The sequence below is a fragment of the Pseudoalteromonas sp. T1lg23B genome (genome assembly GCF_002964665.1).
Classification (GTDB): Bacteria; Pseudomonadota; Gammaproteobacteria; order Enterobacterales; family Alteromonadaceae; genus Pseudoalteromonas.
The window spans coordinates 365,317-391,762 of the sequence record NZ_PQBZ01000030.1 but is presented as its reverse complement, the minus strand read 5'-3'; the positions used below and the strand labels follow the sequence as shown (position 1 = coordinate 391,762).

Below are 26,446 nucleotides of genomic sequence, written 5' to 3'. Positions count from 1 at the left end.
GAAATGAACAACGCAGCTTATTTTGGTGACTTTGGAGGCATGTTTGTCCCAGAGTTACTCGTCCCAGCGCTCAAACAGCTTGAGCAAGAATTTAACAAAGCCCAGCAGGATCCTGAGTTTTTGAGAGAATTTCAGCAGTTGCTCAATGAATATGCAGGGCGTCCTACACCATTAACCTTGACGCGTAATTTAGTGAATAACCCCAAAGTTAAGCTTTATCTAAAGCGTGAAGACCTACTACACGGTGGTGCCCATAAAACCAATCAGGTACTGGGTCAGGCTCTGCTTACAAAACGCATGGGTAAAAATGAAGTTATCGCGGAGACCGGCGCTGGCCAACATGGTGTAGCCACGGCTCTGGCTTGTGCCTTACTGGGACTAAAATGTCGAGTTTACATGGGTGCAAAAGATGTGGAGCGTCAACAACCTAACGTGTTTAGAATGCGTTTAATGGGCGCCGAAGTGATCCCAGTTACAGCGGGCTCTGGTACACTCAAAGATGCGGTAAACGAAGCGATGCGCGATTGGTCTGCCAACTATAAAACTGCGCACTACTTGCTCGGTACCGCCGCTGGGCCTCACCCATTCCCGACCGTTGTTCGTGAGTTCCAAAAAATGATTGGTGAAGAGGCGAAGCAACAAATACTCGAAGCAGAAGGACGCTTACCGGATGTGGTAATGGCCTGTGTGGGTGGTGGTTCAAACGCGATTGGTATGTTTAGTGACTTTATTGAAGAACATGATGTTAAGCTGATCGGTATCGAACCTGCAGGCAAGGGGCTTGATACAGCAGAGCACGGTGCGGCTTTGTGTAAAGGCACCAAAGGGATCTTACATGGCGCGTATACCTATATTATGCAAAATAGTGATGGTCAAATTGAAGAGTCACACTCAGTATCTGCTGGACTAGATTATCCTGCCGTTGGTCCTCAACATGCTTATTTACACGAGACGGGCCGTGCGGAGTATGTCGCCATCACTGACACCGAGGCATTAGAAGCGTTTCAATCATTGGCAAAACATGAAGGGATTATTCCTGCGCTCGAATCAAGTCACGCTTTGGCATATGCGTTGAAATATGCTGAACAACAGACGCAAGAGACAATCATCGTGGTTAATTTAAGTGGTCGTGGCGACAAAGATTTAGCCCACGTACATCAAGTTTTAAGTGAGCGAGGAGAACTGTAATGAGTCGCTATGCACAAATGTTTAGTACCCTAGCGGAGAACAATCAAGGGGCTTTCGTGCCATTCGTCACGATTGGCGACCCTAACAAAGCGCTCAGCGTTGAAATCATTAAACGTCTTATTGATGGTGGTGCTGATGCGCTAGAGTTGGGGATCCCTTTCTCTGATCCTATTGCTGACGGTCCCGTTATCCAATCGGCCAATATTCGTGCTTTGGCAGATAATACCAATACTGAAGATTGCTTTGAGATCATAAAGCAAGTCCGTCAATACAACAGCGATATTCCGATTGGACTGCTACTGTACTCAAATCTCATCTTTGCTAAAGGTATTGAAGCATTTTACCGTCAAGCCAAAGAAGCCGGTGTGGATTCAATTTTAGTAGCCGATGTTCCGCTGATTGAGTCAAAACCGTTTCGAAGAGCCGCACAAAACGTGGGAATAGAACCCATTTTTATTGCTACCCCAAATGCCGATGATGATACGCTCAGAGAGTGTGCAAGCTATGGACGAGGCTATACTTATCTGCTTTCTCGCTCGGGTGTAACAGGCACTGAAACCAGCGCTCAAATGCCTGCTGATTCAATGATCACAAAACTTATTGAATATCATGCAGCACCCACCCTACTGGGCTTTGGTATTTCAACACCAGAGCATGTAAAAGCCGCACTTGACTCTGGCGCAGCTGGCGCTATTTCTGGCTCCGCTGTGGTTAAGATAATTGAGAAAAATATTGATGAGCCCAACCAACTGCTCGAAGAAATACAATCCTTTGTCTCACAGATGAAAGCTGCAACTATACGCTAAAGGTTGCCTAAGCTAAGGCGTCTTTCAGCGCCTTAGCTGCTTTAAACTGAACTTTATTCGCCCCCTCAATGGTGATAGCCTCACCCGTTTGAGGATTGCGACCCGCCTTTGCTGGATGATAACTCAAGGCAAACGTGCCAAGTCCAGAAATTGGCATTTGATCACCTTCTGACAGACGTTTTTGAATAATAGTTAAAAGGCTGTTTAGTGCAGCTTGACTATCCTTTTTGCTCAACTCGCTATTTGCAGACATCGCTGTGATCAATTCAGATTTATTCATTACTACTCACTTTCTGGATTGTCTAATTATGCAACAATATCGCTGCATATTCATAAAAAGCGCAGAGGCTAAGGAGTTAGCTGACAAATGTCAATCTTGAACTTCCCTTCGGAACTTGGTAAAACCAAGACACTGTAAATAAAAAGGTAACCTTAAATGGCTACATTGCTTGAATATCTTCCTCTAATTTTATTTTTTGCCGTTTATAAATTTGTCGATATCTATTGGGCTACGGGAGTGTTAATCGTCACTTCTGTTATTCAGTTAGCTTATCATTACTTTCAAAGTGGCCATATTGCGACCCGACACTGGGTATTTTTTGCCATTGCCTTGGTGCTAGGTGGCATGACAATTCTATTTCAAGACGAACAATTCATCATGTGGAAGGCCACAGTGATTTATGCAATTTTAGCTTTGTCATTATTGGTGTCTCGGTATGTATTCAAAAAGAATCTGGTAGAAAAGGCATTGATAGGTTTACTTAAATCGGTTAGCGAAAAGGAATCTGGAAACAATACAGACACTCCCATTATGATCCCGCAATCTATTTATGAACAACTCAATCTGATGTGGATGCTGTTACTGGCATTTATTTCGGCACTCAATTTGTATGTGGCTTACAACTTTTCGCTTGATACTTGGGTTAACTTTAAAGTATTCGGACTGATGGGTATTACTTTCGTCGCTATATTACTGACGATGATGCGTATTTATAAATACTTGCCTGAAGACAACAGTTAACGCTGACGATAACAACCACATTTTCTAATTAATGTAACTTTTGAGGACATTTTTGCTGCTATAGTTTTTGTAAAACGTAGCAAAGCGAGAATGTCCTTGAACGCAAGTCAATACCGCTGGTGTGAACTGTTCTTAATCTTCTTTTGTTTGCCAACTTTGGCATACGTATTTCGTGATTATCTGGCCAACTGGTTGTTTCCGGCGCTTATCATCTTGATGATAATATGCAGCTTTTTACTTTTGAATGACCCACATTTCAAACGCTTTAGGCTCACCAGTTTAGGGCAATTCTCGACCATCAAACGGCGTCTATTTACCACTTTTCTCAGTGGCGCACTGTTTTCAGCGATGCTCTATGGTTTGTTTAATCAAGACAATTGGTTTGCTTTCCCCCTTAATTCCACCACTCAATGGTTGTACTTGCTGGTTGCTTACCCTTTATTGTCGGTGCTCCCACAGGAGCTCATATTCAGGAGCTACTTCTTCCATCGCTACAAACGCATTCTGCCAAAAAAAAGCTCACGCATCATACTCAGTGCAGCTGTGTTTGCACTGGCCCATAGCGTCTACGATAACTGGATTGCTATCGCTTTATCATTCGCAGGAGGTTTACTGTTTTCATACACTTATGCCCATAGTCGCTCCCTGATGGTATGCGTTCTTGAGCACAGTTTATGGGGGTTATGGATATTTACTCTTGGATTGGGTCAGTATTTAGACTCTGGGATCACCTTTTAACAGTCACAGCATTCATTACTTTGATAAATGTATAGATACAAAAAAGCCGGGGCATCCCCGGCTGTTTTAAAACCAATACGTTTAGAATCCAAACAAACTAACTGCAAAAAACTTCGTCGCGACAGTATTTGCAAAAATCACCAACAATATTACCGGTATGAAAGTGGACAATGAGAAGTTAACGTACTTTTCCACAAAACTACCTGTGTAGCCTTCACAGCCCTGCGCAAGCTCAGCAGATAGGTTGGCCTTCTTCCAGCGATAAATCACAAATAGGCAGACCATGAGGCCATTGAGTGGCAAAATCGTATCATAGAATACATCGTAGACTAGATCGAACATACTCTTATCAGCGCCACCATAGCTTACAAACTTGGTCAGCTCATCTACCATTCCAAATGACATAGTACAAAGCACGGTTAACAGGCCTGTTGATACTGCCAAAATAAGCAAGGCCATCTTACGACTAACGCACTTTTCTTCCATCAATGCGGATGTTGGTACTTCAACAATGGAGACCAAAGAGGTTATTGCCGCAAAAAATACCAATAAGAAGAATATAAAAGCAACGATAGACGCTCCCACATAACCAATATCCGTTTGCAGTGCTAATAAGATCTTTGGTAGAAACTCAAATATCATAGATACGGATGACTCTGATAACTCATCCGTATTGGTTGCAGGGTTAAAACTGAAAATGGCAGGTAACACCATCAGGCCTGCTATAAACGCAACCAATGAATCCGTAATCGCCACCATCTTCGCTCCTCCAACAATATCATCTTTCTTGGAGATGTAGGATGCATAAGTCATCAAAATACCCATACCTAAAGACAGCGAAAAGAAAGCTTGAGATAACGCGCCGTTAAGCACGCTGGCGTTCATTTTTGAGAAATCAGGCACGATGTAATAGCGTACACCCGCCATGGCATTATCAAGCGTCAACACATAGGCAACTAGTCCCACCAACAAGACAAACAGGGTTGGCATCAAAAACTTAGCGGCTTTTTCAATCCCTTCTCTTACACCACCGACGAGAATCAAATTAACAATGACACCTACCAATAGCATGTACCAAAACACACTGGATTGATTAATAAATTGTCCAAAATGGCTAGGGTTCGCCAGTGCATCAAGGTTACCCATCGCCGTTTGCGCCAAATAGCCAAAAATCCATACCGTGATCACCATGTAGAACACCGCAATCATAAAGGGCGTTAATACAGATAATGCCCCAGCAATAGACCAGCGCTTGTCGCCACCAGAGAGTGCTTTATATGCACCATACGGGTCTTTTTGTGCCTTACGGCCCATGGCCATTTCAGCCATCATCACTGGTAAACAAATAAATGCAACAAACAAGGCATAAACTAATAGAAAGGCGCCACCGCCATTTTTTGTCGCTGACACAGGAAAACCGACTAGGTTACCAATACCAACCGCTGATCCTGCGGCCGCTAAGATAAAACCCAGTCGAGAGCTAAAATGCTCACGATTTGAACTCATGCGGAAAACCTTATTATTATTTTTTAGAATATCCGAGCGACTCTACCAGCCTTGACGTGCGGTTTTCAAGTGTAAAAGGACAAAGGAGCAGACAAATACCCCTAGGCATTTACATTACAGAGCAAAGCAGACTAATATAAGCGTTTATTTAATTCACCTTAGATTCGCTGTTATGCTGTATATGATTTACTCGACAGACGTTGAAAACTCTCTGGAAAAACGTCTCGCTACTCGACCGGCACACCTTGCTCGCCTAACCGAGCTTAAAGAACAAAACCGCTTGTTTGCAGCAGGCCCATTACCTGCGATTGACAGTGAGGAACCTGGTCAAGCTGGTTTTACTGGTTCATTGGTGATTGCTGAATTTGCCTCTTTAGCGGATGCGCAAGCGTGGGCCAACGCAGATCCATACATCGCTGCGGGCGTATATGCACATAGTGTTGTAAAGCCATACAAAAAAGTACTGCCCTAGTTCAGTTTTGGTTAATTACGCCTAGCGTAGACTGGGCGTCAATTGTTAAGCAACCCAAACCCCGTGGAGCTTAGTAGAATGCGATTGTCAGTTTGTTCCCTGCTTTTTATCTGCCTTACATGCACGCAAGTATTTGGTCAAACTCCAAAGAGTGAGCCAATTAGTAAGAAACAAGCCGTCGAGCTTGCCTTAGCGGAATTTCGAGGCAGAACACTAAAGATTACTGAACAAAGTGACGATTACATAGTCAGAATCTTACAAAATGATGGCCGTGTAGTAGATATCCGTGTTGATAAAAAAACTGGGACAGTCAAGAAGGATTAAAAATGCGAATTTTAGTAATCGAAGATGATATACAGTTGGCTGAAAACCTCCGTTCGGCGCTTGAAAAAGAAAAATATAGTATAGATTTATGTCACGACGGCGAGTCGGGTCTATTCCACTTAACTGAATACCCGCTAGATATGGCAGTGATCGATCTAGGCTTACCAAAAATAGACGGTATAGAAATTATCAGACGTGCCAGAGCTGCGGGTATTAAAATTCCAATTTTAATTTTAACCGCTCGTGACCGCTGGCAAGATAAAGTTGAAGGCCTTGATGCCGGTGCTGATGACTATTTAACTAAACCTTTTCATGTTGAAGAGCTAATCGCACGCTGTAATGCGTTGATCCGCAGAAGTGCTGGACAAGCTAATCCAGAAATTTGTATCGGACCCATTAAAATTCACACCCGTTCACAACAAGTATGGGTAAATGAACAAGAGCTTTCTTTAACGGCTTACGAATATAAAGTACTTGAGTACATGATGGTTAACCCGCAAAAAGTGATCTCTAAATCAGAGTTAACCGAACACATTTACGATCAAGACTTCGATCTAGATTCTAACGTCATCGAAGTGTTTGTGTTGCGATTGCGCAAAAAACTTGACCCAGACGGCGTACTCAACCCAGTTGAAACTCTTCGCGGTAGAGGATACAGGTTTAAAACTCAGTGGTAAAACCAGCACAAATCTCCCTAAAAATAAGACAAGGTTTTATCCTTGTCTTTGTGCTTGTAATCGCCCTACCAGCACTCTTTTTCTCCATTGGTCGTGCGTACCATGCTTCTTTGGTCGATGCGACAGAAAAAACACTCGAAGCCCATCTGTACTCTCTTATTTCGGAAGTTGAGTTCTTAGAAGATGGCATTGAAATGCCACGTACCATTCTTGCACCAGAATTGAATAGAATAAACTCAGATACCTTTGCTCTGATTTACCAAGGACAAAGCCTAGTCTGGTATTCTGAGTCCGCAGTTAATCTCTCCATCTCGCCAATATTTGATGACTCTGAAGCTGGCGCGGCTGAATTTAAGCTCGTTGAATATGGTGAACAAAAATATTGGCAACTGAGCTTAACGGTCATTCTGGGTAATGCTGATTACTCTCAGCATGCCAGATTCATTTTGCTAAAAGATAACAAAGCGTTGCTCGAACTGATGTCGGGGTTTAGAACTACCCTTATCAATTGGATGCTCGTCATGGGCGTGATTATCGCAGCTCTGATGGCCGTTGGTTTCATCTGGAACGCAAGACCACTACAAAGATTAGACAAAGAAATAAAAGCTATTGAAGCAGGTCAAATTGAAAAAATCACAGGGATCTATCCAAAAGAATTATTAATCATCAAGTCAGACTTAAATCTACTGCTAGATTCTCAACGCCGACAAAAAGAACGTTACAGAGCCTCACTCAGTGATTTGGCGCATGCACTAAAAACGCCTCTGGCTGTATTGAAGTCCAGTAAATTAGCGGATGATGAGGATGCTCAGGAACAATTAGACCGCATTAATGCCATGATAGAACATCAGCTCAAACGCGCGGCAACTGGTGCATCTGACACATGGAAAAAACAAACGCTGATAAAACCAGTACTCGACTCAATTTTAAATGCGATGAAAAAGGTCTATCATGATAAAGACATCACTTTTAATTCGCAGTGCGGTGAAAAAATCGCCTTTTTGGGTGACAAAACAGATTTAATGGAGATATTGGGCAATATTATCGACAACGCATGTAAAGCATGTAAGACACGTGTAGAGATTTGTGTGCGCTTTGATAAAAACCAAACCCTTGCACTAGAAATAGAAGATGATGGTCCCGGTATACCAGAGCACCAACGCTCTGAGTTACTAAAAAGGGGTAGCCGTTTAGATACGTACGAAGCTGGCCACGGAGTCGGGATGGCGATTGTATCTGACTTAGTTAATTCTTACCACGGTACGATGGAGATAGGAAGCTCTAAGTTTTCAGGTGCGAGGTTTTTAATTGAATTCAATTATGAGAAAAATTAGCTCGGCGATATTGTGTCTATCTCCACTAATTGTCAATGCAAACCCAACAGACGTCTCCTTAACTGACTGCTCGACGCTTGAGAGCTACCACCCTATTGACTCTAAAGTATACATTCAGTGCCTAGACAGCAACTTAGATATGTTGCGTAGATACCAACAAAGTTGGATCAATAAACTACTGCACGACATAGAAATCATACAAGAGCAAACGGGCAACACACAATTGATGCCCATCATCAAAAGAGCGGTAGTTTATCAAGAGCAATATATGGAAGACACCTGTAAATGGCGTTATCTATATACCCTACCAAATTCTATTAAGGCATCCATTGTGCACAAAAAATGTAGCATCCGAATGCTACGTCGACACATTGAAGATTTACAGGTACCTTACTAAGGTGCTCACTGCTCCGTGCTACCAAGCAGTGTTGATAGCCAGTGTCCGTCTTCGCTGTTTTCTAACGCGATTTTTACCACCATGGTAAGTGGGACTGAAAGTAGCATACCAACGGTACCGAGTAACCAGCCCCAGAAAATCAAAGATAGAAACACGACGAGCGCTGACAGCCCCAATCCCCGTCCCATATACTTAGGTTCGACAATATTACCCATTACAGTATTTATCGTGACATACCCTACTGCAACCACACCTGCAATAAGTGGTCCTTGTGTTATCAAAGCCAGTAAAACAGCCGGTATTGCCGCAATAATAGAGCCAATATTGGGAATATAATTGAGTAAAAAAGCAACTACCCCCCACAAAATGAAATAGTCTATATTCAATAACCACAACATCAGTGACGCACATATACCTGTTGCTAACGACACGAGAGTTTTTATTGCCAAATAAGAATTAATAGACTCCAAAAAGCGATCTATTTGCTTTAACTTCATTTCGGGGTCATCTAGTGCAAGGTGGACCTTGTTGGCAATCATTGGTGCTTCAAACAACATAAATACCACGGTTAGAATAATCAAAAACACATTCGCCATTACCCCACCTAACCCCGTCAGCATTGACGAGGCCATATCGATCATTTTTCCGGGATCGAATAAAGCGATAATTTGCTGTTTGTCTATCAAAATATTGTGTTTAGCCGCGGTATCAACCAACCAGATAAATTTGCTTTGTAGTTGCTCTCGATAACTTGGCAACTGCTGAGAAAAGTCATTTACTGATTGTCCGACCAACCCCGCTATGCTGGTCCCGATAGCTAACACCAAAGCAATCACAAGAATAATAGCGAGCCCTTTGGGAATATGAAAACGCGCAAAAAACTTCAATAATGGGTTACAAATAATGGCGATAAAAGCAGCGAGTATAAAAGGCACTACAATATCGCTGGCTAATTTAATACCCGCAAGCACGATAACCAATGACGCTAAAACAACGAGACTCTTATTTATTCCTGATAATGAAGACACTTGGCTTCCTTAGTATTTTTTTCAAAGTGTAATGGAAACGAGCATAAAATAAAACGTTCTGATCTTTATTCAGTATTTACCGTAAATTACCTACACTAATGATATAGATAAAGATTTAGAGCATCGCGTTTATGAATATATTGATCACTGGCGCAACCGGTTTAATCGGCGATCAGCTGTGTCGGTTTTTATACAATAAGCATCAAGTCAGCGTGCTAACCCGAAATATAGTCAAAGCTCAGCAGCAATTTAGAAGCCGTGTGACCTGTGTAGATACCTTAGGACATATCGATTTTGACAATATTGACGCCGTAATTAATCTTGCGGGTGAGCCAATCGCAGATAAACGTTGGAGCGCAAAACAAAAGCGCGCCATTTGTGAAAGCAGATTAGATATCACAGAACAATTAGTTAATAAAATAGCTGCAGCTGACACCCCTCCTCATACTTTAATTTCTGGTAGTGCGGTTGGGTTTTATGGGCGACAAGCTAACGATGCAATCATTGATGAATCCTGCCAAAACCCACATCCAGAATTTAGTCATCAACTTTGTAAGCAATGGGAGGAGCTTGCTTTGAAAGCCCAAAGCGAGCAAACCAGAGTCTGTATTTTGCGCACTGGCATTGTACTAAGCCAACATGGCGGAGCACTAAAGAAAATGCTGCCTGCTTTCAAGTTTGGATTAGGCGGACCACTTGCCAGCGGAGAGCAAATGATGTCTTGGATCCACATTGATGACATGGTACACATCATCTTGTATTTGCTTAAACACCGCGAGCTCAGTGGTATCTTTAATGTCACCGCGCCTTCACCTGTTAGCAATCTGGAATTTACCAAAGCACTGGGGCAGGTTTTACACCGGCCTACCCTATTTAAAATGCCCGAAAAAGCTTTGCGACTGATGTTTGGTGAAATGGCTGAGCTACTCATCTACGGGCAGGCCGTAGTACCTAAACGAGTGCTGAAATCCGGTTATCACTTTAGATTTAGTGATATCAACGACGCATTCACAAGTTTATTGGTCAGAGATAGATAGTACCGTCTAGAAGGCTGCTTGCTATATCGAATAAAAACGACGAGCATTTGCTAGCCCGTCGTTTTTATGGTCGGGGATACTATGGAAGTACGTTATTGATGAGCTGCGACACACCTAGCGTCTCTGAATCTTTCACGTAGCGATAATGCTTTTTAAAGACCCAAAAACCGGTGCTCTTATCATAGGTTTGAAAACCAATATTGTTACCAGCTACACCAATGTTGTTTTGTGCAATGGTCACCTTGCCATGGTGTCCAGCCTCTCGAATAGTGCCATGAGTGTATCCATCCGCCATGATCAACGGATAATGGTAGGGCATAAAGCCACTCACTGCGTCATCTTGCGCTGTCAACTGGCCATCCATCGCGATTTGTTGTGAGCAGCTACCAAATTTAGCCGCTTTGCTGGCACCACATGCAGAGTGAGAAGCTACCACGCCATCATCACTACCTTTTAGAAATGGACTCGTCACACCATAGTAATCACTTGAGTTGGCAACAAAACGCAAACGCGGCGCACGGCTTGACGGCTGAGGAGCAATTTTACGCGCATTATTTACTTTTAAATCGTGCAAAATACCCAGCGCATTCACTGTTGTGCTACCTAACCACAATTTAATTGCTTGCTCTACAAGTGGATCCCAAAAATGTCCACCCATTAAAGCACTCACCGCAGTATCAGCTAACTCACTTCCTCCACCCGCACCTGCAATATCAAATGTAGCGACGATATTCAGTGGCTGTAAACCTGCATTTTCAAGCCAATTTGCCTGATTATCAATAATGTAGCGCGCCACTAAATCACCTGTTGAGTGCGTCAACAAGACACATCCCGGTTCACAAAGGTTTGATTGCGAAAACTGCTTTAGTTTGGGCCACAACCAATCAGTAGCAATTTTTCCTTCTAACCGCTCATACGATGGCCAATCTATGCGCTCATCCGCTTTATTGCCCCAGAACGATGTCCAATATGACTGGCCATCACTGACTACATTCGTACCATTGGGGTTTAGGAGTTGACCCGGTTGAAAACCGTGGATCAAGATAGTTTTATATTCGTTACTGTGTGCTGCAAAACTGCTCAGTACACACAACATAAAAGCGGCGAAAGCCTTTATGCTCAACTTGCTGCATTTGTTGTTCATGTAAACTCCTGAGTATTTATTTTATTTTTTATGGTTTATGAACTCAGACATCAGACCTCGTATCACTGAGTCATTCCAGTATGTTTAACAAAAACTCAAATTTCAACATTAAATTTACAAAAGTGATATTTAAATGAACGATAAAGACGGTATTGATAAATTAATAGCAAAGAAATCAACTGAGTATGTAGATTATGAGACAGTGAATTTTGCAGAAAAAATGCCTAAAACCACCTTAAATGGCGGTTTTAGGAGGATTAATACGCTTTTTATCGGTTTTTAATCGGCAATTAGATAAGCCTGTGACTGCTACAATTGTCCTTCACTCGCAAGGTGACGTAAAAACTCTAGACTTTGTTGTTCTTGAGAAGACGCTTGATAAGGAAGCTGTTGTAAGCTATCGAATGCAAAATCTTTGATTTCAAAAGTTTTAATGTCACTACTGCCGTAACTAGCGGGCTCCGAAGGACTGGGTGACATACGCTCCACGACAAAACCAGACAGCTGCATATTTGACATATTTGCTCTAAGTACTGACCAATGTGCCTTTAGCGTCATGCTTTGTGTGCCTTTTGATAACTTCTCTTTACTCACTAGATGCGCCAATGGCTGTCCATCAGCTGTGAATAAGTTAGCTCTTACCCGATATGTGCCAGGATTGCTGACATCTAAAGTAAGCACAATGAACATATTGTCATTTTGTGGGTAAACATCAGATACATCGACGATTTTGGCGCTAGGCTGCATATATTGAAACTGCGCCACTACGGGCACTTTTTTATCTGCTAATTTGGCGTTAGCAACCAATTGCAGAGCGCGAGGAAATTGCTTTTCTCCTTTGAAACGACCTGTAAAAGGGCCATTTTGTAGGGTTGTCGAGGCATACTCCTGCTGCGTATCGATATCAAGCAATTTAAGCTCTACCTCTTTCAAATCCGGGCCTGTTACCTCAACCACAATGTCTTCTGGATACACGTAACGATACTTAGACAACTTAACACTTAGGGGCTTATCACTGCCTTCGACTAAGCTAGTCACAGGGTAAAAATAATTCGGATTGAGCCTATCTTCATCATACTCGGTTAACGGCTGAGAATATGGGGGGTATTTAAGCGCCTGCTCGTATTGAATCGCTACCTGCTGTGCCGCTTCGCTCAGCTGACGGGCAGTTTGTGTTACTTCTGGCTTAACTGATACCTGCGCCTTTGGTTGTGTTGCAGCACTAGGAAATTGCCCAACCATGGGCATGTTCACCGCTTTTTGGGGCTTAACTAAAGGTTTGGTTTCTGTGCCTGATTGTTCATCAGACAAAAACCATACCAGCAGTACACTAAGCAGTCCTGCAACGATTAGATAAGTCTTCTTCATACACAACGCACTCCATTATTAAGGCCATTAAGAAGAAAGATGACGCTTCTTCACCTCTGACCTCTTACCATTAATTGATATTCAGTATGTAAAACTTATGCGTTGTATTCAAATAAAAATTAGAACACCACCTGTGTGTATACGTATGCCATGAATCTCAGGTAATTCTATCCAAAACCCTCTTAAGGTGTTTTACAAGTCAACCAACACCTTATCCAAGAGCTGAGTCAGCTGTTGCAGATCCTCTGTGCTGACATTTGGAAAGCCACAACGAATTTGCTCTGGAATTTGCAGGGCTTGAGATTTAAGTTGCCGCCCTTGCTGGGTTAATGTCACCCACTTTTTACGTTTATCATGCTCATCTCTGACGATGTCCAACAAAGACTTGCCAAGCATCTTCTTCAAGATCAATGTCATTGCCCCACCATCGATGGCTGTTTTCTCTAGGAGACTCGCGATGGTGAGCTTGTCGTGTTCCCACATGGCCATCATCACCACATATTGTGGATAAGTTAAATCAATGGCCTCAAGCAAGGGCCGATAACTTCTTACGATACCATTGGCCGCCATATAAAGGCGATGGCATAGCTGGTTTTCTAGTTTAAGTTGGCTGTCATTCATGGCATTTACCTCTTGAGATATTTTATTTTGTACACAAAGTATTTGCAAATTTGATTTTTACACATATACTTTGCATGCAAACTAATTTTGAAATACACAAGGAGCACACTATGAATACATTACAATCTGTTGCATACAGCGCACATGCCACAGCTACTGGTGGCCGTGAAGGTACAGCAAAATCTAACGACTCACGCCTAGACGTGAAACTTTCAACACCCAAAGGATTAGGCGGTGATGACGGCCCAGGTACCAACCCTGAGCAATTATTCGCGGCAGGTTACGCGGCGTGTTTTATTGGTGCGCTTAAATTTGTTGCAGGGCAAAGCAAAAAATCACTGCCAGCGGATACAAAAATTGACTCGCAAGTGGATATTGGTGCGATAGAGGGTGGTTTTGGTATTGCCGTGAAGCTCGCTGTCACTATCCCCTCAATGCCAAAAGAAGAAGCTCAGCAGCTGGTTGAAAAAGCACATCAGGTATGTCCATATTCGAATGCAACTCGAGGCAACATTGCTGTAGAGCTAACGGTTAACTAACTGACAGGTTATAAACCGAATTTATGCTCTACCTTCAGCGGGTGCTTGTATTTTTCAGGCACCCCAGCTTGCAAGAAAATAAAACCATAAAATATCAACGACTTATATAAGAACTCTGGTCACTAAGCTCCTTTTAACGATCGTAACTCTATAATTAATATGCATTTTCCCACCATATGTAACTAAAAATATAACAAAAGATTATTGTTTGATTAAGGAAACTACCGTAATCTGATCCCCGCAATAATTACCATATTGTTCACAAGGAAAATGTATGAATAATAATAAGTTACTTAAAAGAAGCTTGATCAGTACAGCGATTTTCAGCTCTCTGTTCATGTTACCCACTGTTGCCGCTGCGGATGCAGGCGCGGATGAAAATCAACAATCACTCGAAGTCATCACGGTGACATCTCGTAAAAAGGTTGAGTCAATACTCGAAATTCCAATGAGTGTCTCAGCTGTGTCAGCCGCAGAAATGAGCAACCGCAACTATTTAGATGCCAGCGATATCTACCGCACATTGGCGGGGGCTGCAGCACCGCGAGGCGAGTTGATTCTTCGAGGCCTAAGCGGTGGTAATGACACCACACCAGACACAACCGCTATTTTTACTGATGATATTCCGTACGAATTTACCAACTTAGCAGATATAGAACGAGTTGAAATTTTACGTGGCCCGCAAGGGACGCTCTATGGCTCTAATGCCATTGGTGGTACGGTTCGTGTGATCACCAACAAGCCTCGCCTTGATGAATTCGAACTATTTGGCACCATGCAAGGCTCTGCTGAAAAAGACGTTGATGGCTACGACAGCAGCATGTCCTTGGGTATCAACATTCCTTTAGTTGATAACACCCTAGCCATGCGTGTAAACGGCAATATCACCAACAATATGGGTCCTATGGTCAATAAGGCCACAGGTGTACAAAGAGAAAGTAAAACCAGCTTCTTGCGTACTCAACTACTATGGCAACCTATGGAAGGCACCACCATCAATTTTGCCTATGTAAGAGACGAACGTAATCCTCAAGGCACCACGCTCGGTGATACCTCAAAGCCTGGTGGATATTTTAGCTTAGATTATAAAGATGACCCCGATGCCAAGTACGGCTATACAGTCTCTCATACATGGAACGAGTGTAATCCTGATTGGGGACGTGTGCGTTGTGTACAAGGCAGCGAGTTTATCACTGGTGCAATTGATAAATACTCTGTTTATAACACCTTTGATTATTGGGAAGAAGAGCAAACAGACCTGTTCTCTATCGCCATCAATGTCGATAACATCGCGGATGTTGCCTCGCTGAGTTACACCGGTTCTTATCGTGATTATGAGACCCATTCCCTAGATGATTGGTCACGTCTTGATGCCTCAGATATGTTTAAAACATGGATCATTAATCATGACGAATATGAGCGCACAACCCATGAAGTTAGATTGCAAAACCTCGACGCTAATAGCCCACTGAGCTGGACGGTTGGCTTCTTCTACGATAAAACTGAAGAACCCAATACCCCTGACTACCAATGGCAATACCTAGAGCTTGGCGATAAAGTTGCAGCTGCAGCCCAGTACTGGTGGGATGTAGATGCTCGCCAAATGGGTATCGATAAATTTGGCGACCCGGCAAAAATCTGGAACCTAAGACGTTACAGCGCATGGGAAGAAGAACAAGCCCTGTTTGCTGATGTGAGCTACACCTTCCAAACCCAAGACTTGGGTGAGTTTGAAATTAACGCCGGTGTGCGTCGTTTCGACCTTGAAGACTACAGCCACACTGAAACAGAAGGTGTATGGTCAGAAAACGTAACACTGACTGCAGGCCAAGAAGATGGTAACCGTTACAAGTTAAGTGCATCTTGGCGCCCTGAAAAGCATTACTCAGTTTATGCCCTCTACTCAGAAGGTTATCGCCCTGGTGGTAACAATGGCCCATTGGCACAAGCTTGTGTTAATGACCCTAAAGCCGGTAACCGTAAAGATAGATACACTTCTGATGCGATTGATAACTATGAGTTAGGTGTCAAAGCTTCTTTATTTGATGGCCGCTTCAGCTTCAGCTCTGCGGTATATCATATTGATTGGACAGATATCAAAACCGACATCTATATGGACACATGTGGCTTTAGTTACACAGCCAATGCAGGTGCTGCTCAGTCACGTGGTCTTGAATTTGAATCTACAGCAAGTTTGACTGATGACCTGTCACTTATCGTCAACGCGTCTTACACTAAGTCAGAGCTCACTGAAGACAATGCTTCAATCGGTGGAAGTAAAGGTGATGAAATGGCACTGGTTCCTAAGTACAACGCCTATATCGCTCTAGATCAAGAGTTCGAATTTAGGGGTCGTCCAGCGTTTATTCGCGCAGATGTAAGTGCTTATGGCAAGTACAAAACTCACTTCAATACAAAAGATGGCGACAATGTACCTGCATACCAAGTGTTCAACTTGTCTGCTCGATATGAAGTAAATGACAACGTCAAACTCAGTTTACACCTCAATAATGTTTTCAATAAAGAAGCAATTAAGTATCAAAGTGATCGCAGTCGAACTGACAGTACGACAGCACAAAAATACATTGAGTTCTTGCAAGGCAGAACATTGGCAGTGCGTTTAGATTATATTTTCTTCTAAGCAAAGCACGGTTATAGACATAAAAAAATCCGATGCTAGCATCGGATTTTTTATATTCGTTTGTATTTATTTTTTCAATACACTAAGTAGCCTATCACTATCAAGCTCAGCTTGCGCCACACTCAGGTAGTGCGCTAAACAAGCGTCAAAACTGATTTCTTCGCCTTGCAGCTTGGCATCTAGCATTGCAACTTGTTCGACCATACGCTGTGCTTTCATTTCTTGTGGAGAGTCAATGTCCACCAAAATTTCCAAGCGAAGCATAAGCTGCGCAGGAGTTAACTGCGTAGTGCCTTTGGTTTGCAGCCAAGTGGCAGGTAGCGGTTCACCAGCCTCGATTGCGCTGATAAGGTCAACATATTTTTGCTTGTCTTGTTTGGCTTGCAATTGCTGTTGTAGCTGGGCGATTTTGTCTAACAACGCCGCTTTTAATTTTCGCAAACTCGGTACTAAGTCCAGAGCTGCGACTTCTGCCGCCAACTGAGTTAGTTGCTCAACGGACTCAGACTCATGTAATTTAGAAGCATAAGCATCCAACTGTGCTTGCTGCTCAACTTCATACTCTGATTGCTGTTGCTTTTGTAACTCAAATTGCTCGCTGCGTTTGGCGAAAACCGCATCATTATGCTCTCTAAACGTTTGCCAAAGCGTGTGTTCCTGCTTAGAGCCTGCGAAGCCAATATTTTGCCATTGCTTTTGCAACGCTTTTAACTGGTCACACGCCGCTGCCAGATCTTCAGATTCTAATTGCTGCTGTGCCTGTTCGACCAGTTTTTGCTTAAGCGCCGCGTTTGCTTGATGATAAGACTTCAAACGTTCATTCACTGAGCTGTAGACAGTGCGATATTCGCCGTTAAGTGCTTTATATACCGAACCATCTACGCTACCTGCGGTACGCCATTGTTTCGCTAAACGATTGAATTGGCTTTCAAATTGGCGCCAGTCAAAATCTTCAGCGTCAGTGGATTGTTCCTCAAGTGCTTTCATTTGCTCAATGATCTGCACACGCGCTTGCTTGGCCTCTTCTCGCTGTTGCTCTTGCTGTGCAAAGAACTCACGACATGGCGCAAACAACTGTTCAATCTTTTCATCAAACTGCTGCGCTTGTGCTTTCTCTTCTTCTGTATCTACACGACCCAGTTCATTCCAACGAATGCGCAACAATTTAACTTCTTCTGCTCGCTTTTTCGGGTCAACTTCTGCTTGCGTCAGCATCTCGTCAAGTTGGGTCAGTAATTCAGCGCGCTTGGGTGTTGCTGCATACTTTTGCCAATCGCGGACCTCTTGCAAAGCCTCATTTAAGCTAGTGTATAGCTTTTCGATACTCTGTTGATTATGGGCAGTCAACTGCTGATAATGCTCTAAAAAGCCATTAAATACCCCAAAGGCCACATTAAAACGCCCTTGTTCAATCAAACGCTGTACGTCTTTACCTTTGCGTTTGGCTTGTTTTAACTGATTTTGTTGCTCATCAAGCAACGGCGCAATGCCTTGCTTGAACTGCTTGCTTAAAGCCTGTAGTTGCGCTGACGCTTGGCTTTGCAAGCCCTCAGGAAGTTGGCGTAAAATGGTTTTACACTCACCATACGCTGCTTTTTGTGCAGCAAGAGTTTCATCCAACTTTTGTTTGTCATCAGTAGGCTTAATGGCCTCCAACGTCGACAAGGCGGCTTGTATTTGCTTGCTTGCGGTAATTAGTTCAGGGATCTGAGTCAATTGCTGAGCAAAGTTTTCCACTCGCTTGCGCTGGACAACTAATTGCTGACAATCGGCAAACTGGCTCTGAGCAAGCATATTGCTAATTTGCTTCAATTGCTCGTTTAATGCTTGGCCTTGCTGCTCATCTAACTCATTAATCGCTTTAGCAAGCTGTTGCTCGAACGTATCAATCGCAGCGGTGCTTGTGCTGATCTCATTGGCTTTGGTTTGTTCTGCTAACAGCTCTGCTTGCTGTGCTTCAAATTCCGCTTTTTGCTTTTCAATATGCAGCTCAAGCTTCTTACTGATGCTAGTAAACTTCTGATCAACTGATTTGATAGCCTCTTCATCTAGCCATTTGAGCTCAATCTCTTGCCACTCATTTAGCAGTGCTTTTGCTTGCTCATCAATTTGCTGATAATCAAACTTGTCGCGTAACGCGTTCAACTTGGCCAACACCATTCTGGTTTGCTGCTCAACCTGTTGCGGCATTTCTTTAGCAAGTCTTTGCTGCTCGATACGTTGCTCTATGGCTTCTTTAGCTTCGCCCTGCGCACTCTTTAAAACGGTTTTATCTAATTGATACTGCTCTGTCAAAGGTAGTAACGCTACTTGTAGAGCTTCACTTCCCTCTTTGAAGGCACGTTCGATAAGCTTCGCGTTTGCTAAGCGTTTCAGTAGCTTGACGCGAAATTGTATTTCTTCTTCTGAAAAAGCCAATTTTTCTAACAGCTTGGTTGGCGCATACTTGTCGATATACTCGCTGCGAATGTCATCACTAAGCTCGCCACTTCGGTTCAGCACTGCGCTAGAAATCTGCTGCTCAGCCAACTCTTTTAAGTTCTGGTCCTGCTTGTACGCTTGCCACCACAACACCAGATCATTAACCTTGTGCAGTGCTTTTTTGCGGATCTCTGTTGAGCTGTCTTGCAAGGCTAAGGTTTGTAAAACCTCTGCGTCTTTCCCTGTATCTAATTTATCAACTGCCGCCAAACGTACCGCAGCTTTTGGGTGCTTCCATTTAGGCGTAAAAAGGTGTTTAAAGATCATGTTCACTGAACCTAGCTATTTCATTTTGGGTTTTAAATTCTTGTTGTAACTCACGTTTTGATTTTTGAACCATTTCGCCACGCTCATTAATAGTAAATTGTTCGTTACTTTTAGCTACTTTAGCCTGATATAGCATTACTAACTGCACTGTTTGAGCTCTTTGCGCTTCACTCAACGGCGTGCCATCTGGCCACTTACCAGTTGATGCACCATATTGGAGACGTTCGTACACCTCGGGCGTTAAGCTTTTTACTATACTGTCAATATTCATCGCTACTTTTTCTTTTTCAAACAAATCAACACAACTCGGTTAACCAAGTACCACACGCAGCCAATCGCAATAGCCCCTTGCGCGGCCATCATTTGTAATGAATCAGGCTCAGGTTGACGCCAGTACATGTACAAGAAGCCACCAAGGAATAAAATCAGTGCCAAAAACGAATGATTCATAAACTTCTGTTGTTTATTAATACGTTTTTTTATCGCAAGTCGTTCAATCTGCTCATCGGTCAGCTCGCCCAATTGTATTTGGCAATGCGGGCATACCTTACTTTTATTTGAAATGGATTTGCTGCAACCAGGACATTGTACAATCGCCATAAATAACTCTCCAAATGCTACAAAAAAAGCGCCCATCGTGGGCGCCATTTTACTTGTTTTCTAATCGAATGTCTTTGCTCAATTCGACTCGTTTACACGCATGTTGCTTTTATCGTCACTTTTTTGGTCACTAGATGCTGCTTCTTTGTGTTCACGATTAAATTTCTGCCAATAATCATCAACCGAGTCTTTCATTTCTTTGCGCAGCAAGAAAATACCAAACAAGTTTGGCAAGGTCATAACCACGATAGCCACCGCTGCTAATTTCCATACCAAGGTAGTATCAGCAAATGACGCCCAGAAAAAGCCTGCCACATAAAATACACGATACGGCATCACCGAGCGACTACCTAGTAAATAAATCATGGCTCTGTCACCGTAATATGACCAAGCAATCGCCGTTGAAAATGCAAACATCAGTAAGCCGATTGATACGATATACTGGCCATTGTCGCCAAAGAAACCACGGGTGAACGCTTTGGTTGTCAGTTCAGCCGAGTGCACCAACGATTTACCACGAATGCTGATACTGTCATCAACCAATTTACCATCGTTCACTTCTACTGTACCGGTGTAAACATGGCGCTCTGTTATACCAAAACGAATGCTTTCACCAATTGAGCGCGAGTGAATAATAGTAAAGTCATCACTTGTCGCCTTGCCCTGCACCACTTCAATATTACCAGTATACGGCTGTACTGAATGGTTTTTACCACCATTAAGATATTGATACAGTTCCTGACGTTGCTGTTCATTATCTTCACTGTACTGACCTTGTAATATGGTCATCGACGAACGCTCGAACTGGGTATCAAATTTTTCAGACCACACGCCTGAAGACAAAATCACTAAACCCGTTAGCGTACAAATGATAATGGTATCAATGAACGGCTCTAAAATAGATACCATCCCTTCTGAAACCGGTTCATCAGCCTTGGCTGATGCGTGTGCGATGGGTGCTGAACCTTGGCCCGCTTCATTTGAGAATAAACCTCGGTTTACACCTCGGTTAAAGGCGTAAGCAAATGAAGCACCTAAGAAGCCTCCCGCTGCTGCTGAGCCAGAGAATGCATTTGTGAACACCGCAGCAAATGACGGAGCAATGTTTTCAATGTTATATAAAATAACCGCTAATGCGCCGACGATATAAATAGCCGCCATAATAGGCACTATACGTGACGTGATAGCTGCGATACGTTTGATCCCACCCAGTATAACCAGTGCTAACAATACTGACAGTACGCCACCTGTATGCCAAGGTTCAATACCAAATGTTGCTTCCATACCTTGCGCGATGTTGTTGATCTGCGGCAAGCTTCCTGTACCAAACGAACTGATCACGGTTGCGATGGCAAATAATATCGCTAACCATTTCATGTTTAAGCGACGGTCCATGTAGTACATTGGACCACCAGCCATGGTGCCATCATCGGTTTTAACACGATATTTATGAGATAAAGTTACCTCTACAAACTTGGTTGTCATACCGAAGAATGCAGTCATCCACATCCAAAACAACGCGGCTGGGCCACCAATAGAGATAGCCAACGCCACACCACCTATGTTACCCGTACCCACAGTACCCGACAAAGCCGTTGCAAGTGCCTGAAAGTGAGTGGTATCCCCTTCATGCCCTTTTTTATCAAACTTACCTGTCACCACTTTACAGGCATGTTTAAAGTAACGAACTTGTGGGAACTTGAGGTAAATTGTAAAGAATAAACCTACCCCTAAAAGTACATATGGGAACCAAACTGATCCCCCTAAAATGCTATCTAGAAAATCTAGAAACTGTCCAAATGCATCCACGACTCATCCTCTTGTTGTTATACGTAAAAAGCAACCGAACAACGGTTGCTTTTTGAATTGATTATTATCTTAATTTATCTACCACACTTACAATCGCTGCAAGTGTGTCTTGTCCAAACTGGTAAGAACGTCTGTCTGACCAACCATAATGTGGGTCCGGCAAGTTTGCGTTGTCCTTAAATGGCATTTCGATGGTGTAAGCTAACACTTTAAATGCCTCACCCACAGCGCAAGAAGCAACCGTTAGATTAGCCTCACCCGGTGCGTCTTTATCATAGCCGAATTCATCTTGAAACTCAGGCGTGATTGTTAACAAGGCAGCTTTGAAGGTATCTTCAAGCTCTTTGATACGTCCATCATAACTTGGGATCCCTTCACCACCTGCGACAAAGTTATACGGTAGCGCTTCATCACCGTGAATATCTAGATACATATCAACGCCTGTTTCGTGCATCTTATTTAGCACATGAAAAACCTCAGGTGATTTTTCTAAGCTAGGCGTCTGCCACTCACGGTTTAGGTTAACACCCGCAGCATTGGTACGCAGATGACCTCGAACACTGCCATCTGGGTTCATGTTAGGCACGATATGGAACACAGCTTTTGACAACAATGCAGCTGCATGTGGGTCTTCATCATCTAATAGCTTGTGCAACAACCCTTCAACAAACCATTCAGCCATTGTCTCACCAGGATGTTGACGCGCAGTGATCCAGATTTGCTTTTTACCCGGCTCAGGTTCACCCACCGTCAGTAGACTGATGTCGCGACCATCTAGCGTCTCACCGAGTGTTTCAATGGTGCAAATGTCATGACTTTGCGCCCAATATAATAAATCCAAATGGCGCTCATAACTATATGGTGTGAAGTAAGCAAAGTAGGTATGTGCAAATTCAGGTTCGAAATCAATGATTAAACGACCATCTTCATAATGACTTGGTACTCTAAACCATGTTTGGCGATCGTAGGATGCTACTGCGTGATAATCATCCCACCCTTCTGGGTAAGCTGACTTTTCAAGACCATTGATATGCAGTTTATGACCTAAAAATGGTGTGCTTTCTAAACGAAAATGGAACCATTGAAAAAAATCTGATTCATTGTCTTTATTAATTTCCAACTGAATATCAAGAGGCTCGCTAGCTGCTAGCACCTTGATATTACCACTGTCAAAATTACTGGTGATCTTCATCATGTACCTTATTTTTTACCCCGCTCATTTTGAACGGGAGAACTTCACTGTTAATTCTTGTTAGCTGACTGTAACGTAATGAGCCCAAGAGTATCACAGCCTGCTACGTTCAAAAACTAAAAAAGCCAGCAAATGCTGGCTTTTTAGGACTATCAATGTATTAGCGAGGCAAACTTGGGAATGATACTTCCGCCATATCACGCATAACACGTACTACCTGACAGCTATAACCAAATTCGTTATCGTACCAAACGTAAAGAACTACGCGGTCACCATCAACGATTGTGGCTTGTGAATCTACCACACCAGCATAACGACTACCAACTAAGTCAGTAGATACGATTTCTGTTGAAGCAGTGTAATCGATTTGATCACGTAACTCAGAGTAAAGCGAAGTGTCGCGTAAAAACTCGTTTAGCTCTTCACGATCAGTTGCAGTTTCAAGGTTTAAGTTAATGATTGCCATCGAAACATTTGGTGTCGGTACACGAATAGCATTACCAGTTAGCTTACCCGCAAGTTCCGGAAGTGCCTTAGCAACAGCTTTGGCAGCACCTGTTGAGGTAATAACCATGTTCAATGCGGCACTACGACCACGACGCTCCGCTTTGTGGTAGTTATCAATCAAGTTTTGGTCATTCGTGTAAGAGTGAACAGTTTCAACGTGGCCATTCTTAATGCCAAACTTATCATTGATTGCTTTAAGAACTGGGGTGATAGCGTTAGTCGTACAGCTTGCTGCTGATACTATCTTATCTTCGCTCTTAATGTCCTGATTGTTTACGCCATAAACGACGTTTTTGATGTCGCCTTTAGCAGGAGCAGTTAATAGTACTTTAGCAGCACCCGTCGATTTAAGGTGAAGACCAAGTCCGTCTTCATCTTTCCAGATACCTGTATTATCAACGATTAGTGCGTTTTCAATACCGTACTTAGTGTAATCCACTTCATCTGGAGAATTTGAGTAGATCACCTGAATGTAGTTACCGTTAGCTTTAATCGCGCTTTTCTCATGGTCTACAGTAATTGAACCATTGAAAGGACCGTGGATAGAATCACGACGCAATAGGCTTGCACGTTTTTCTAAATCACCGTCACGGCCGCCACGTACAACGATGGCGCGCAAGCGTAAATCAGCGTGAGAGCCGCCACGTTCAATAAGTAGGCGCGCTAATAAACGACCAATACGGCCAAAACCATAAAGAACAACATCGCGAGGCTTTTGGTTATCGCCTTTGTTGATTAGCTCAGCAAGCTCGGCGTTAAGATATTCTTCGATTGAACGGCCTTCGCCAGCATTTTTATAGATGTAACCGTATGCTAGTTTACCTAAATCAATGCGTGCCGGTGCTAAATCCATTTTGCTGATAGCTTCTAGGAACGGGAAACTTTCGCGCAAGCGCAGTTTACGTTCTTCAAAACGCGCAACAGTTTTATGTGCTTTGATCACGTCGATGGTGCTTGTGTTTACCAATGGACGGCCGTAAACCGCAATTTCAATACCAGAGTTACGATATAAACGACCAATGATTGGTTGCATATTTTCTGCGTAATCTTGGCGCTCTTGCCAGCTATTTTGATATTCTTGCTCGTGAGATAAGGTCATTTTTTCTGCCTAATAAACAATTTTTTTGAACGGATAGCCCTATCGGGCACCCGTATTCTAATTTAAACTGCCATGATTCTCCACTGTTACTCATCAATTCATTGGGCTAGAATACTCTTAATAAATGACGAAAAGAGGAAATCTCATGGCATTAAGACAATCTATTGTCTTGTCTGTATTGCTATTAGCAGGCTGTGATAACCCAATTACGCTAAGTCGGGTTTGCGACGAAACGCCAGGATTTTGTAGTGACTTAAACACAGATAGTCATTGTAGAGAAGAACGTGCAGAAGTAATTGTTGCCCGTTACCATGAATATAAAAAGCCTACCGACGAAAATAAATACCAGTTACTAAAATTATTCGAAGACTATGATCGATGCGTGTCTATCGCCGCCAAAATTGAACACATTAAACTCAAAGAAAAAACCACATCACGGGTTAATGGCCATTTGACAAGTCTAAAAGAGATTAACCGTATTTTTAAAGAAACGCTCGACACAACTCACCCAGGATTGCTCTATTATCATTGGTCACGCAATGCCAACAGAGCGGCGTTGAATAAATTACTCAATATGCAAGAGCAAAACGTCGTTAAAAACGACCCTGAAATACAGCTATTCCTAGCGACGTTTTACGCCAAAATTGACGACGATAAAACCGTAGACCTGTTATATCGTGTATTGGAATTAAACAAAAAAGGTCAACAACCAGCACCTGAAGTGTACGAAACGCTCACCAGCATTTTCTATAAACAGGAAAAATATAAGCACGCGTATACCTTTGCCAAGGTCGCCAAGCTATCTGGTTTTGACAGTGTCGACATTATTCCAATTGAGCATCACATCACTAGCCTTGGCAAATCGCTCGATCCGTTGAATGATTTGGCTCAAAAAACCTACAACAGCATACAAGAAGGCACGTTTGTATCGCCACGAGAGTTTTAAAAAAAAGAGCAGCGATTGCTGCTCTTAAACTTTTAACTTTAAAAGTCGGAAAGTTAAAACTGTTAAACCTTGTTTTTAAGCTCTTTGGTTACTTGAGCCAAACCCACCTCAGAAATACGTGAAATAATCTCTTTTTGCTTGGCACTGAGCAATGAAATTCCCTCTGCAACCATATCGTAGACTTTCCAACTACCGTCTTTGGACTGCCTGAATTTGAAGTGCATGTCGATATCTGGTCCTGATGTTTCTTTAATCACCACTTTTACGGTCGCAAATTCAGTATCGCCACCAAGCGGCAACTCTTCGAAACGCACTTCTTGACCTTTGTATTGCAACAAAGCATTGGCGTATGTGGTGACTAAATAGCTGTCAACAGCGTCGATGAACTCAACAGCATCAGCACGTTGCAAGCCCTTTATGTGTTTACCCAGCAATTTAAAAGACACAAACTTCACATCTATATGTGGCATTAAGCGACTACGCACGATGTTTTTCATCACATCGGGTTGTGCTTTACCATCTTTATTGACCGCTTTAATGTCGGTAAATAACTCGTCACCTACTTTGGTAATTAATTGATATGGCGTGTCTGATGCAAAGCTAACGGCTGAAAATAGCATTGCCAATACAATGATTAATCTGTTCATGAGTAAACGTCCTAAGTGTTTATATAGCGATATGTTACGCAAACATTTCATGCATAA

General features: G+C 42.8%; 27 protein-coding genes. 14 read left to right on the top strand and 13 right to left on the bottom strand.

From position 1 onward, the window contains the following. Window positions 1-3 precede the first annotated feature (3 nt). Entirely contained in the window at window positions 4-1,188 is a 1,185-nt protein-coding gene (gene trpB / locus C2M32_RS08440) for a tryptophan synthase subunit beta (protein WP_105168039.1), read from the top strand. Next, window positions 1,188-1,994 carry a tryptophan synthase subunit alpha gene (gene trpA / locus C2M32_RS08435; protein ID WP_105168001.1) on the top strand — a complete coding sequence of 269 codons (807 nt, stop codon included), beginning with the start codon at window positions 1,188-1,190 and terminating at the stop codon, window positions 1,992-1,994. The genes trpB and trpA overlap by 1 nt, the downstream gene beginning before the upstream one ends. Before the next feature lie 7 nt (window positions 1,995-2,001). Here the strand turns inward: trpA and C2M32_RS08430 are convergent, their stop codons facing one another. Next, entirely contained in the window at window positions 2,002-2,274 is a 273-nt protein-coding gene (locus C2M32_RS08430; RefSeq protein WP_105168000.1) for an HU family DNA-binding protein, read from the bottom strand. 156 nt (window positions 2,275-2,430) lie between these two features. Between C2M32_RS08430 and C2M32_RS08425 the strand changes: the two genes are divergently transcribed. Together C2M32_RS08425 and C2M32_RS08420 are read left to right on the top strand one after the other, a co-directional pair. Further along, entirely contained in the window at window positions 2,431-3,015 is a 585-nt protein-coding gene (locus C2M32_RS08425; protein WP_105167999.1) for an inner membrane-spanning protein YciB, read from the top strand. Window positions 3,016-3,111: 96 nt separating this feature from the next. After that, window positions 3,112-3,753 (top strand): CPBP family intramembrane glutamic endopeptidase, encoded by a 642-nt coding sequence (locus C2M32_RS08420; RefSeq protein WP_105168038.1) that lies wholly within the window; start codon window positions 3,112-3,114, stop codon window positions 3,751-3,753. A gap of 81 nt (window positions 3,754-3,834) precedes the next feature. On the opposite strand, the gene C2M32_RS08415 is transcribed toward C2M32_RS08420, so the two are convergent. After that, entirely contained in the window at window positions 3,835-5,259 is a 1,425-nt protein-coding gene (locus tag C2M32_RS08415) for a sodium-dependent transporter (protein ID WP_105167998.1), read from the bottom strand. A gap of 172 nt (window positions 5,260-5,431) precedes the next feature. Here C2M32_RS08415 and C2M32_RS08410 point away from each other — a divergent pair, with 172 nt between their 5' ends. From C2M32_RS08410 to C2M32_RS08390, 5 genes are all read left to right on the top strand, one after another. Continuing rightward, a complete protein-coding gene (locus C2M32_RS08410; protein ID WP_105167997.1) occupies window positions 5,432-5,731 on the top strand; it encodes a YciI family protein in 300 nt (99 codons plus the stop codon). Window positions 5,732-5,809: 78 nt separating this feature from the next. Beyond that, entirely contained in the window at window positions 5,810-6,055 is a 246-nt protein-coding gene (locus tag C2M32_RS21100; RefSeq protein ID WP_105167996.1) for a PepSY domain-containing protein, read from the top strand. Between the two features lie 2 nt (window positions 6,056-6,057). After that, on the top strand, window positions 6,058-6,732 hold the full coding sequence (locus tag C2M32_RS08400; RefSeq protein WP_105167995.1) for a response regulator transcription factor: 675 nt from the start codon (window positions 6,058-6,060) through the stop codon (window positions 6,730-6,732). Beyond that, complete coding sequence (locus C2M32_RS08395) at window positions 6,726-8,066, top strand: ATP-binding protein (RefSeq protein WP_105167994.1); 1,341 nt, start codon at window positions 6,726-6,728, stop codon at window positions 8,064-8,066. The genes C2M32_RS08400 and C2M32_RS08395 overlap by 7 nt, the downstream gene beginning before the upstream one ends. After that, window positions 8,053-8,463 carry a hypothetical protein gene (locus C2M32_RS08390; RefSeq protein ID WP_105167993.1) on the top strand — a complete coding sequence of 137 codons (411 nt, stop codon included), beginning with the start codon at window positions 8,053-8,055 and terminating at the stop codon, window positions 8,461-8,463. The genes C2M32_RS08395 and C2M32_RS08390 overlap by 14 nt, the downstream gene beginning before the upstream one ends. Before the next feature lie 5 nt (window positions 8,464-8,468). On the opposite strand, the gene C2M32_RS08385 is transcribed toward C2M32_RS08390, so the two are convergent. Continuing rightward, complete coding sequence (locus tag C2M32_RS08385; protein ID WP_105167992.1) at window positions 8,469-9,491, bottom strand: AI-2E family transporter; 1,023 nt, start codon at window positions 9,489-9,491, stop codon at window positions 8,469-8,471. A gap of 131 nt (window positions 9,492-9,622) precedes the next feature. Here C2M32_RS08385 and C2M32_RS08380 point away from each other — a divergent pair, with 131 nt between their 5' ends. Continuing rightward, the gene (locus C2M32_RS08380; protein WP_105167991.1) at window positions 9,623-10,528 is read left to right on the top strand and encodes a TIGR01777 family oxidoreductase; all 906 of its coding nucleotides are present in this window, start codon (window positions 9,623-9,625) and stop codon (window positions 10,526-10,528) included. Window positions 10,529-10,607: 79 nt separating this feature from the next. Here C2M32_RS08380 and C2M32_RS08375 read toward each other — a convergent pair whose 3' ends face one another. Beyond that, complete coding sequence (locus C2M32_RS08375; RefSeq protein ID WP_105167990.1) at window positions 10,608-11,672, bottom strand: hypothetical protein; 1,065 nt, start codon at window positions 11,670-11,672, stop codon at window positions 10,608-10,610. A gap of 133 nt (window positions 11,673-11,805) precedes the next feature. Between C2M32_RS08375 and C2M32_RS20485 the strand changes: the two genes are divergently transcribed. After that, entirely contained in the window at window positions 11,806-11,955 is a 150-nt protein-coding gene (locus tag C2M32_RS20485; protein WP_158678171.1) for a hypothetical protein, read from the top strand. A 26-nt stretch (window positions 11,956-11,981) separates the two neighbouring features. Here the strand turns inward: C2M32_RS20485 and C2M32_RS08370 are convergent, their stop codons facing one another. Beyond that, window positions 11,982-13,040: a hypothetical protein gene (locus C2M32_RS08370; RefSeq protein WP_105167989.1), complete on the bottom strand. Its 1,059-nt coding sequence runs from the start codon at window positions 13,038-13,040 to the stop codon at window positions 11,982-11,984. 192 nt (window positions 13,041-13,232) lie between these two features. Then, the gene (locus C2M32_RS08365; RefSeq protein WP_105167988.1) at window positions 13,233-13,661 is read right to left on the bottom strand and encodes a MarR family winged helix-turn-helix transcriptional regulator; all 429 of its coding nucleotides are present in this window, start codon (window positions 13,659-13,661) and stop codon (window positions 13,233-13,235) included. 110 nt (window positions 13,662-13,771) lie between these two features. Here C2M32_RS08365 and C2M32_RS08360 point away from each other — a divergent pair, with 110 nt between their 5' ends. Both C2M32_RS08360 and C2M32_RS08355 read left to right on the top strand, forming a co-directional pair. Then, the gene (locus tag C2M32_RS08360; RefSeq protein ID WP_105167987.1) at window positions 13,772-14,200 is read left to right on the top strand and encodes an organic hydroperoxide resistance protein; all 429 of its coding nucleotides are present in this window, start codon (window positions 13,772-13,774) and stop codon (window positions 14,198-14,200) included. Between the two features lie 274 nt (window positions 14,201-14,474). Next, window positions 14,475-16,841, top strand: a complete 2,367-nt coding sequence (locus C2M32_RS08355) for a TonB-dependent receptor (protein WP_105167986.1) — start codon at window positions 14,475-14,477, stop codon at window positions 16,839-16,841. Window positions 16,842-16,907: 66 nt separating this feature from the next. Here the strand turns inward: C2M32_RS08355 and C2M32_RS08350 are convergent, their stop codons facing one another. The 6 genes from C2M32_RS08350 to C2M32_RS08325 form a co-directional block, all read right to left on the bottom strand. After that, on the bottom strand, window positions 16,908-19,589 hold the full coding sequence (locus C2M32_RS08350; RefSeq protein WP_105167985.1) for a DUF349 domain-containing protein: 2,682 nt from the start codon (window positions 19,587-19,589) through the stop codon (window positions 16,908-16,910). Then, the gene (locus C2M32_RS08345) at window positions 19,579-19,860 is read right to left on the bottom strand and encodes a YeaC family protein (protein ID WP_105167984.1); all 282 of its coding nucleotides are present in this window, start codon (window positions 19,858-19,860) and stop codon (window positions 19,579-19,581) included. The genes C2M32_RS08350 and C2M32_RS08345 overlap by 11 nt, the downstream gene beginning before the upstream one ends. Before the next feature lie 2 nt (window positions 19,861-19,862). Continuing rightward, window positions 19,863-20,189 carry a hypothetical protein gene (locus C2M32_RS08340; RefSeq protein WP_105168037.1) on the bottom strand — a complete coding sequence of 109 codons (327 nt, stop codon included), beginning with the start codon at window positions 20,187-20,189 and terminating at the stop codon, window positions 19,863-19,865. A 78-nt stretch (window positions 20,190-20,267) separates the two neighbouring features. Continuing rightward, complete coding sequence (locus tag C2M32_RS08335) at window positions 20,268-21,998, bottom strand: alanine/glycine:cation symporter family protein (protein ID WP_105167983.1); 1,731 nt, start codon at window positions 21,996-21,998, stop codon at window positions 20,268-20,270. Between the two features lie 64 nt (window positions 21,999-22,062). Next, window positions 22,063-23,190, bottom strand: a complete 1,128-nt coding sequence (locus tag C2M32_RS08330) for a M14 family metallopeptidase (RefSeq protein ID WP_105167982.1) — start codon at window positions 23,188-23,190, stop codon at window positions 22,063-22,065. A gap of 160 nt (window positions 23,191-23,350) precedes the next feature. Further along, window positions 23,351-24,796, bottom strand: coding sequence for a glyceraldehyde-3-phosphate dehydrogenase (locus C2M32_RS08325; protein ID WP_105167981.1), 1,446 nt, complete (start codon window positions 24,794-24,796; stop codon window positions 23,351-23,353). A 145-nt stretch (window positions 24,797-24,941) separates the two neighbouring features. Between C2M32_RS08325 and C2M32_RS08320 the strand changes: the two genes are divergently transcribed. Continuing rightward, a complete protein-coding gene (locus tag C2M32_RS08320; RefSeq protein ID WP_105167980.1) occupies window positions 24,942-25,742 on the top strand; it encodes a DUF2989 domain-containing protein in 801 nt (266 codons plus the stop codon). A gap of 62 nt (window positions 25,743-25,804) precedes the next feature. On the opposite strand, the gene C2M32_RS08315 is transcribed toward C2M32_RS08320, so the two are convergent. After that, window positions 25,805-26,389, bottom strand: coding sequence for an MlaC/ttg2D family ABC transporter substrate-binding protein (locus tag C2M32_RS08315; protein WP_105167979.1), 585 nt, complete (start codon window positions 26,387-26,389; stop codon window positions 25,805-25,807). Between the last annotated feature and the right edge of the window lie 57 nt (window positions 26,390-26,446).

Excerpts from the sequence above, each read along its gene's own strand:
- trpB (WP_105168039.1), top strand. The coding sequence starts at position 4 with ATGAACAACGCAGCTTATTTTGGTGACTTTGGAGGCATGTTTGTCCCA.
- trpA (WP_105168001.1), top strand. The coding sequence starts at position 1,188 with ATGAGTCGCTATGCACAAATGTTTAGTACCCTAGCGGAGAACAATCAA.
- C2M32_RS08430 (WP_105168000.1), bottom strand. The coding sequence starts at position 2,274 with ATGAATAAATCTGAATTGATCACAGCGATGTCTGCAAATAGCGAGTTG.
- C2M32_RS08425 (WP_105167999.1), top strand. The coding sequence starts at position 2,431 with ATGGCTACATTGCTTGAATATCTTCCTCTAATTTTATTTTTTGCCGTT.
- C2M32_RS08415 (WP_105167998.1), bottom strand. The coding sequence starts at position 5,259 with ATGAGTTCAAATCGTGAGCATTTTAGCTCTCGACTGGGTTTTATCTTA.
- C2M32_RS08410 (WP_105167997.1), top strand. The coding sequence starts at position 5,432 with ATGCTGTATATGATTTACTCGACAGACGTTGAAAACTCTCTGGAAAAA.
- C2M32_RS21100 (WP_105167996.1), top strand. The coding sequence starts at position 5,810 with ATGCGATTGTCAGTTTGTTCCCTGCTTTTTATCTGCCTTACATGCACG.
- C2M32_RS08400 (WP_105167995.1), top strand. The coding sequence starts at position 6,058 with ATGCGAATTTTAGTAATCGAAGATGATATACAGTTGGCTGAAAACCTC.
- C2M32_RS08390 (WP_105167993.1), top strand. The coding sequence starts at position 8,053 with ATGAGAAAAATTAGCTCGGCGATATTGTGTCTATCTCCACTAATTGTC.
- C2M32_RS08380 (WP_105167991.1), top strand. The coding sequence starts at position 9,623 with ATGAATATATTGATCACTGGCGCAACCGGTTTAATCGGCGATCAGCTG.
- C2M32_RS08375 (WP_105167990.1), bottom strand. The coding sequence starts at position 11,672 with ATGAACAACAAATGCAGCAAGTTGAGCATAAAGGCTTTCGCCGCTTTT.
- C2M32_RS20485 (WP_158678171.1), top strand. The coding sequence starts at position 11,806 with ATGAACGATAAAGACGGTATTGATAAATTAATAGCAAAGAAATCAACT.
- C2M32_RS08370 (WP_105167989.1), bottom strand. The coding sequence starts at position 13,040 with ATGAAGAAGACTTATCTAATCGTTGCAGGACTGCTTAGTGTACTGCTG.
- C2M32_RS08365 (WP_105167988.1), bottom strand. The coding sequence starts at position 13,661 with ATGAATGACAGCCAACTTAAACTAGAAAACCAGCTATGCCATCGCCTT.
- C2M32_RS08360 (WP_105167987.1), top strand. The coding sequence starts at position 13,772 with ATGAATACATTACAATCTGTTGCATACAGCGCACATGCCACAGCTACT.
- C2M32_RS08355 (WP_105167986.1), top strand. The coding sequence starts at position 14,475 with ATGAATAATAATAAGTTACTTAAAAGAAGCTTGATCAGTACAGCGATT.
- C2M32_RS08350 (WP_105167985.1), bottom strand. The coding sequence starts at position 19,589 with ATGATCTTTAAACACCTTTTTACGCCTAAATGGAAGCACCCAAAAGCT.
- C2M32_RS08345 (WP_105167984.1), bottom strand. The coding sequence starts at position 19,860 with ATGAATATTGACAGTATAGTAAAAAGCTTAACGCCCGAGGTGTACGAA.
- C2M32_RS08340 (WP_105168037.1), bottom strand. The coding sequence starts at position 20,189 with ATGGCGATTGTACAATGTCCTGGTTGCAGCAAATCCATTTCAAATAAA.
- C2M32_RS08330 (WP_105167982.1), bottom strand. The coding sequence starts at position 23,190 with ATGAAGATCACCAGTAATTTTGACAGTGGTAATATCAAGGTGCTAGCA.
- C2M32_RS08325 (WP_105167981.1), bottom strand. The coding sequence starts at position 24,796 with ATGACCTTATCTCACGAGCAAGAATATCAAAATAGCTGGCAAGAGCGC.
- C2M32_RS08320 (WP_105167980.1), top strand. The coding sequence starts at position 24,942 with ATGGCATTAAGACAATCTATTGTCTTGTCTGTATTGCTATTAGCAGGC.
- C2M32_RS08315 (WP_105167979.1), bottom strand. The coding sequence starts at position 26,389 with ATGAACAGATTAATCATTGTATTGGCAATGCTATTTTCAGCCGTTAGC.